Consider the following 6,871-nt stretch of genomic DNA (forward strand, 5'->3'; position numbering starts at 1 on the left):
ACATATGAAAATTACAGAACTATTAAAAAGGGATACAGTTATTATGAATTTGACAGCTTCAAATAAAGAAGCTGTCATAGATGAATTAGTTGAGAAATTAGACGGCGCAAATCGTTTAAATAGTAAAGCGGAATTTAAAGAAGCTATTTTAAAGAGGGAGTCACAAAGTACGACTGGAATAGGGGAAGGGATTGCAATCCCTCATGCGAAAACAAAAGCTGTTAAGCAACCAGCGATTTGTTTTGGGAGAAGTGTAAGCGGTATCAACTATGAATCACTTGACGGACAGCCAGCGCATTTATTCTTTATGATTGCTGCGAGCGAAGGGGCGAATAATACTCATTTAGAAACGTTATCGCGCCTATCTACAGTATTAATGGATGAAGGATTTCGTAAGCGATTATTAGAAGCAAAGGATGAAGAGGAACTTCTTCGTTTATTTGATGAAAAAGAGAATGAAAAAGAAGAAGAGGTTGAAGTTGCAAAACCAGAAGGAAACGAACCGTACGTGTTAGCGGTTACGGCTTGCCCGACTGGAATCGCTCACACGTATATGGCAGCGGATAGCTTAAAAGCAAAAGCGGCAGAGTTAGGAATAGCGATTAAAGTTGAAACGAACGGATCAACAGGTATTAAAAACGGTTTAACGAAAGAGGATATTGAACGTGCAACTGCTATTATTGTTGCGGCAGATAAACAAGTAGAAATGAACCGTTTTGCTGGAAAGCATGTCATTCAAGTACCAGTCGCTGATGGGATTAGAAAAACGGAAGTGCTTCTTAATCGAGCTGTAAAACAAGATGCGCCAATCTTTAAAGGAATAAAGGAAGATGGGAAGACAGAAAGTACAGAGAAAGAAAAAGGATTAGGAATTTATAAGCACTTAATGAGCGGTGTAAGTAATATGCTTCCATTCGTTGTTGGTGGCGGAATTTTAATCGCATTAGCATTTATGTTCGGTGGAATTAAGGCGGAAGGTCCTATTGCTGAAATATTAATGACTATTGGCGGTGGAGAAAAAGGAGCCTTTTTATTCCTTGTACCAATTTTAGCTGGATTTATTGCAAGTTCTATTGCTGATCGACCTGGTTTTATGCCTGGTGTTGTAGGTGGATTTTTAGCAGCACAAGCAAATGCGGGCTTTTTAGGTGGATTAATTGCTGGTTTCTTAGCTGGATATGTTGTTGTTGGTTTGAAAAAGTTATTTTCTAGTTTACCAGCGCAGTTAGAAGGTATTAAACCAGTCTTGATTTATCCGGTATTAGGGTTATTAATTACAGGTGTTATCATGTTAAAAGTGGTTAATCCGCCTGTAGTTGCGTTAAATGAAATGTTAACGAGTTGGTTAAATAGTTTAGGTGGTACAAATGCTATACTATTAGGTTTAATTTTAGGTGGTATGATGGCAATTGATATGGGGGGACCAATTAATAAAGCGGCATTTACATTTGGTATCGCTGCAATCTCAGCAGGGAACTTTGGTGTTCACTCAGCGGTTATGGCTGGTGGTATGGTACCGCCGTTAGCGATTGCATTCGCAACTACCATCTTTAAATCAAAGTTCACTGAAGCAGAACGTAAATCTGGTTTAACAAATTATATTATGGGGGCGTCGTTTATTACGGAAGGTGCGATTCCATTTGCAGCTGCAGATCCGGTTCGAGTAATAGTAAGTTGTGTTGTTGGCTCAAGTATTGCGGGTGCATTATCTATGTTATTCCAAATTACATTACCAGCACCACATGGTGGATTATTTGTTATCGCATTAGTAAATAAACCGGTGTTATATATTTTATCGATATTGATAGGGACAGTTGTTTCAGCTCTTATGATGGGGATTTGGAAAAAGAAAGTGAAATAACATATGAAAAGGAGGAGCTTTTATTAGCTGCTCCTTTTTATTACAAAAAAGCAAGTTAATAATTGGAGAATGATGGATTTTGGTAAAAGATGTAATGAAATATGAATTTTTTGTAACAAAAAAGTAATACTGTAATTTTTTTTGGAAAAAAATCTGGTGCTTGTATGTGGAAAATATATGAAAACTATTGGGAATTCTATTGGAAATAGAATTCATTAATATGGAAATTTATGTTACAACTCATTAATCGCATATTACGAATGGTTTGTAATTGTGTGATTTCTAAAAATCTCAAAAATCCGTTGCTATAATGAAAATACGAAAACAAAGCAAATGGAGGCTATTCATGAAAAAATTATTAGGTATAGCAACGGCAGCAGTTTTTGGTCTTGGGATTTTTGCGGGTTCTGCGAAAGCAGAAACGATTGTAACAACAGACGTATTAAATGTTAGAGAAAACCCAACTGTAGAATCAAAGCTTGTAGGTAAAATGTTGAGTGGAAATACATTAGATGTTGTAAATACAGAAAATGGATGGACAAAAATTAAATTAAATGGTCAAGAAGCGTTTGTGAGTGCTGAGTTTACAAAAAGTACATATTATGTAACAGCGGGTGTGCTAAATGTTCGTGCTGGAGCGAATACGGATTCTGAAATTCTTGGTAAACTTAATAAAAATGATGTAATTGAAACGACAAATCAAGTTCAAAATGAATGGTTACAATTTGACTATAATGGAAAAACAGGATATGTTCACGTGCCATTTTTAACAGGGACGGCACCTGTGATTGAAAAGAAAGAAGTTGTAACGCAAGAAGAAGCGCCGGAAAAAGTAAATACGCCGGTTAAAAATAATAAAGCGGTTAAGAGTAAAGAGTCTGTTAAGAATGTAGAAGCAAGTAAACCTGTGGCAAAAGAGAAGCCAACTGCGAAACCAGTTGCGAAATCTACTGCAACAAGTGCGCCTGCTGGTGGACGTGAAATAACAGTAGAAGCGACAGCGTATACAGCGCACCCAAGTGAGAATGGTACGTATGGTGGTCGTGTATTAACTGCGATGGGGCATGATTTAACAGCAAATCCAAATATGAAAGTCATTGCTGTTGATCCTAAAGTAATTCCACTTGGATCAAAAGTATGGGTAGAAGGATATGGAGAAGCGATTGCTGGAGATACTGGTGGTGCGATTAAAGGAAATCGTATTGATGTTTTAGTTGGTTCAGATGGTAGTGCTGATAACTGGGGGCGCAAATCTGTAAAAGTGAAAGTGATAGAGTAGTAGATATGTATTAATATGAAAGGCGGTTGCTTGAAAGTATGTAAGCAACCGCCTTTTTGGATTATTGAAAAGGATAAATAGTTTTACCTGTAATAATTTTATAGGCACTGCAAAATTGATTTTGAATATATTCTGTATTTTTATTTTCTGGATGTAATGTTGTTTCTTGGAGAGTAGAATGAAAAGAACGTAGCAAACAATTTAAGGCGAAGTATAATTCTTCTTGTGAGCAATTTTGTTCTTTTGTAGCAGTGGCTAAAATGAGGTCTTTTGTTAAAGATGAAAAATTAATGGTGGATTGTTTCATAGTCAACTCATCCTCTCGAAGGTATTTTTAATCATGTATATGCGGAATTGGACAAACTATGTTCTTTTTTAATTTATAATTTCATGTACCGGAATGAAAGAACTTGCAATCATGCCGTTAAAATTGGTAAGATTGGATATAATCAATAGATGGAGTACATCACATAAAGAGAGTTGAATGATATGGGAGAAGTGCAACGTGAAAAAGTTGCTGTCATCATTGGACCAACTGCTGTTGGGAAGACGAAGTTAAGTATTGATCTTGCTAAAGCGTTGAATGGTGAAATTATAAGTGGAGATTCTATGCAGATTTATCGTACGATGGATATTGGAACTGCAAAGGTGACGAAAGAAGAGATGGACGGAATTCCACATTATATGGTGGATATAAAAAATCCGGAAGAATCATTTTCTGTTGCCGAATTTCAAGAACGTGTTCGTAAGCATATTCGAGAGATTACAGAGCGTGGTAAATTGCCAATTATCGTTGGTGGAACTGGCCTGTATATACAATCTGTTTTATTCGATTATCAGTTTACGGATGATGCTGGTGATACTATATACCGAGAACAAATGGAACAGTTAGCATTAGAACGTGGTGTGGAATATGTACATAAAAAGTTACAAGAAGTAGACCCAGAAAGCGCTGAGCGTATTCATGCAAATAATGTACGCCGTGTCATTAGAGCGTTAGAAATTTTCCACACGACGGGTGAAAAAATGAGTGCTCAACTTGAAAAACAAGAAAATGAGTTATTATACGATGTTTCCTTGATTGGCTTGACAATGGATCGAGAAATGCTATACGATCGCATTAACTTGCGAGTTGATATAATGATGGACCAAGGTTTATTAAAAGAAGTAGAAGGATTGTATAATAGCGGGATACGAGATTGTCAATCTATTCAAGCGATTGGGTATAAAGAGATATATGATTATTTTGAGGATCGTGTCTCTTTAGAAGAAGCGGTATCGCAATTAAAGACGAATTCACGTCGTTATGCAAAGCGTCAATTAACATGGTTCCGTAATAAGATGGATGTCACATGGTTTGATGTTACAGACGGTGAAAAAACGTCAGAAATTTTACGATACATAGAAGGAAAGTTACAACTAAAGTCGAATAATAGTAAGTAGAGAAAAAGAGGAGGATTCGACATGAAGCAATCAATCAATATTCAAGATCAGTTTTTAAATCAACTCCGTAAAGAGAATACGTTTGTTACGCTGTACTTATTAAATGGTTTCCAGCTTCGTGGATTAATTAAAGGATTTGATAATTTTACAGTCCTACTGGAAACAGAAGGTAAGCAACAGCTTATTTATAAACATGCAATTTCTACATTTGTACCACAAAAAAATGTTTCAATTGAATTAGAGTAGTAATGAATTATTGTACATAACAAAAAAAGAGCGAGTTTCTCGCTCTTTTTTTATTTGCTATAAACAATACATAGTGAAATTTAAGCGATTCTAAATACAGTAAGGCGGATGTTAGTATTTCCTGTCGCAGGGATCGTAATCTCATTAAGAGTAGATTGGACAGAAATTCTTGCACCAGCTGCTAATGTTTCGATTGTAGTAAATGAAAGTGAGTCGCCTATTAAATTTGAAGAGAAGTTATCAGTTGCGACTGCTCCATTAATTGAAATGCCTACTCCAAGAGGAGCGCATCCTGGCGCAGTTGTAGAAATAGATACGCTAATTACATAAATACCACCGTTGATAACTGTAACTGTATCTGTGCCATTAAAGATAATATTGTTTACGTTAATTGCAGTACTGAAAATAAAGTTATTAAATTGTAGTACTGTTTGTTGAATGTTGTTTGTTACAACAATTGTTGCTACAGGGAAGCTAGGTCCAGTAGGCCCGGTAGGTCCAGTAGGTCCACCAGAAGGTCCAGTAGGTCCAGTAGCTCCTATACCAGTGGCGCCGGTAGCACCAGTTGGTCCTTGGATGCCCTGAGGTCCAGTGGCACCAGTAGCACCCGTCGCGCCAGTGTTGCCTTGAACGCCTTGAGGCCCAGTAGCACCAGTGTTACCTTGAGCACCCTGAGGTCCAGTAGCGCCGGTAGCACCCGTGTTACCTTGAGCACCTTGAGGTCCAGTGGCACCGGTAGCGCCAGTGTTACCTTGAATGCCTTGAGGTCCAGTAGCACCAGTGTTACCTTGAACACCTTGAGGCCCAGTGGCACCGGTAGCGCCAGTGTTACCTTGGATGCCTTGAGGTCCAGTAGCCCCCGTGTTACCTTGAGCACCTTGAGGCCCAGTAGCGCCAGTAGCCCCCGTGTTACCTTGAGCACCTTGAGGTCCAGTGGCACCGGTAGCGCCAGTGTTACCTTGGATGCCTTGAGGTCCAGTAGCCCCCGTGTTACCTTGAGCACCTTGAGGCCCAGTAGCGCCAGTGGCACCAGTAGCCCCCGTGTTACCTCGAACGCCTTGAGGTCCAGTGGCACCAGTAGCCCCCGTGTTACCTTGAGGCCCAGTAGCGCCAGTAGCCCCCGTGTTACCTTGAGCACCTTGAGGTCCAGTGGCACCGGTAGCGCCAGTGTTACCTTGAATGCCTTGAGGTCCAGTAGCCCCCGTGTTACCTTGAACACCTTGAGGCCCAGTGGCACCGGTAGCGCCAGTGGCACCAGTAGCCCCCGTGTTACCTCGAACGCCTTGAGGTCCAGTGGCACCAGTAGCCCCCGTGTTACCTCGAACGCCTTGAGGTCCAGTAGCGCCGGTAGCCCCCGTGTTACCTTGAACACCTTGAGGTCCAGTGGCACCAGTAGCCCCCGTGTTACCTTGAGGCCCAGTAGCGCCAGTAGCCCCCGTGTTACCTTGAGCACCTTGAGGTCCAGTAGCCCCAGTGTTACCTTGAACGCCTTGAGGTCCAGTAGCGCCGGTAGCACCAGTGTTACCTTGAACACCTTGAGGTCCAGTGGCACCAGTAGCCCCCGTGTTACCTCGAACGCCTTGAGGTCCAGTAGCACCAGTGTTACCTTGAGCACCTTGAGGTCCAGTAGCACCAGTGTTACCTTGAACGCCTTGAGGCCCAGTAGCACCAGTGTTACCTTGAGCACCCTGAGGTCCAGTAGCCCCCGTGTTACCCTGAGCACCTTGAGGACCGGTAGCACCCGTCGCGCCAGTGTTACCTTGAACACCCTGAGGTCCAGTAGCACCAGTGTTACCTTGAACACCCTGAGGTCCAGTGGCACCAGTAGCCCCCGTGTTACCTTGAGGCCCAGTAGCCCCCGTGTTACCTTGAACGCCTTGAGGCCCAGTAGCACCAGTGTTACCTTGAGGTCCTTGAGGTCCAGTAGCCCCCGTGTTACCCTGAGCACCTTGAGGACCGGTAGCACCCGTCGCGCCAGTGTTACCTTGAACACCCTGAGGTCCAGTAGCACCAGTGTTACCTTGAACACCCTGAGGTCCAGT

At 41.4% G+C, this 6,871-nt stretch carries 6 protein-coding genes; 4 read left to right on the top strand and 2 right to left on the bottom strand.

All coding sequences use genetic code 11. The annotated features are described in order from the left end of the window. The first annotated feature begins 4 nt into the window (after positions 1 to 4). Entirely contained in the window at positions 5 to 1,861 is a 1,857-nt protein-coding gene (locus tag KVT31_RS04955) for a PTS fructose transporter subunit IIABC (RefSeq protein ID WP_088097409.1), read from the top strand. A 346-nt stretch (positions 1,862 to 2,207) separates the two neighbouring features. Continuing rightward, positions 2,208 to 3,140, top strand: coding sequence for a cell wall-binding protein EntD (gene entD, locus KVT31_RS04960; RefSeq protein ID WP_088097408.1), 933 nt, complete (start codon positions 2,208 to 2,210; stop codon positions 3,138 to 3,140). Between the two features lie 61 nt (positions 3,141 to 3,201). On the opposite strand, the gene KVT31_RS04965 is transcribed toward entD, so the two are convergent. Further along, positions 3,202 to 3,447 carry a hypothetical protein gene (locus tag KVT31_RS04965; RefSeq protein WP_000814419.1) on the bottom strand — a complete coding sequence of 82 codons (246 nt, stop codon included), beginning with the start codon at positions 3,445 to 3,447 and terminating at the stop codon, positions 3,202 to 3,204. 182 nt (positions 3,448 to 3,629) lie between these two features. Between KVT31_RS04965 and miaA the strand changes: the two genes are divergently transcribed. Both miaA and hfq read left to right on the top strand, forming a co-directional pair. After that, positions 3,630 to 4,583, top strand: coding sequence for a tRNA (adenosine(37)-N6)-dimethylallyltransferase MiaA (miaA, locus tag KVT31_RS04970; protein ID WP_088097407.1), 954 nt, complete (start codon positions 3,630 to 3,632; stop codon positions 4,581 to 4,583). Between the two features lie 21 nt (positions 4,584 to 4,604). After that, on the top strand, positions 4,605 to 4,829 hold the full coding sequence (gene hfq, locus KVT31_RS04975) for an RNA chaperone Hfq (RefSeq protein WP_000813896.1): 225 nt from the start codon (positions 4,605 to 4,607) through the stop codon (positions 4,827 to 4,829). 80 nt (positions 4,830 to 4,909) lie between these two features. Here hfq and KVT31_RS04980 read toward each other — a convergent pair. After that, a partial coding sequence (locus tag KVT31_RS04980) for a Gly-Xaa-Xaa repeat protein (protein WP_217613514.1) occupies positions 4,910 to 6,871 on the bottom strand: 1,962 nt, incomplete at its 5' end.

It is taken from the genome of Bacillus sp. GbtcB14 (assembly GCF_019091205.1).
Classification (GTDB): Bacteria; Bacillota; Bacilli; order Bacillales; family Bacillaceae_G; genus Bacillus_A; species Bacillus_A cereus_AG.

Coding starts and splice junctions, on each gene's coding strand:
- KVT31_RS04955 (WP_088097409.1), top strand. CDS start 5: ATGAAAATTACAGAACTATTAAAAAGGGATACAGTTATTATGAATTTG.
- entD (WP_088097408.1), top strand. CDS start 2,208: ATGAAAAAATTATTAGGTATAGCAACGGCAGCAGTTTTTGGTCTTGGG.
- KVT31_RS04965 (WP_000814419.1), bottom strand. CDS start 3,447: ATGAAACAATCCACCATTAATTTTTCATCTTTAACAAAAGACCTCATT.
- miaA (WP_088097407.1), top strand. CDS start 3,630: ATGGGAGAAGTGCAACGTGAAAAAGTTGCTGTCATCATTGGACCAACT.
- hfq (WP_000813896.1), top strand. CDS start 4,605: ATGAAGCAATCAATCAATATTCAAGATCAGTTTTTAAATCAACTCCGT.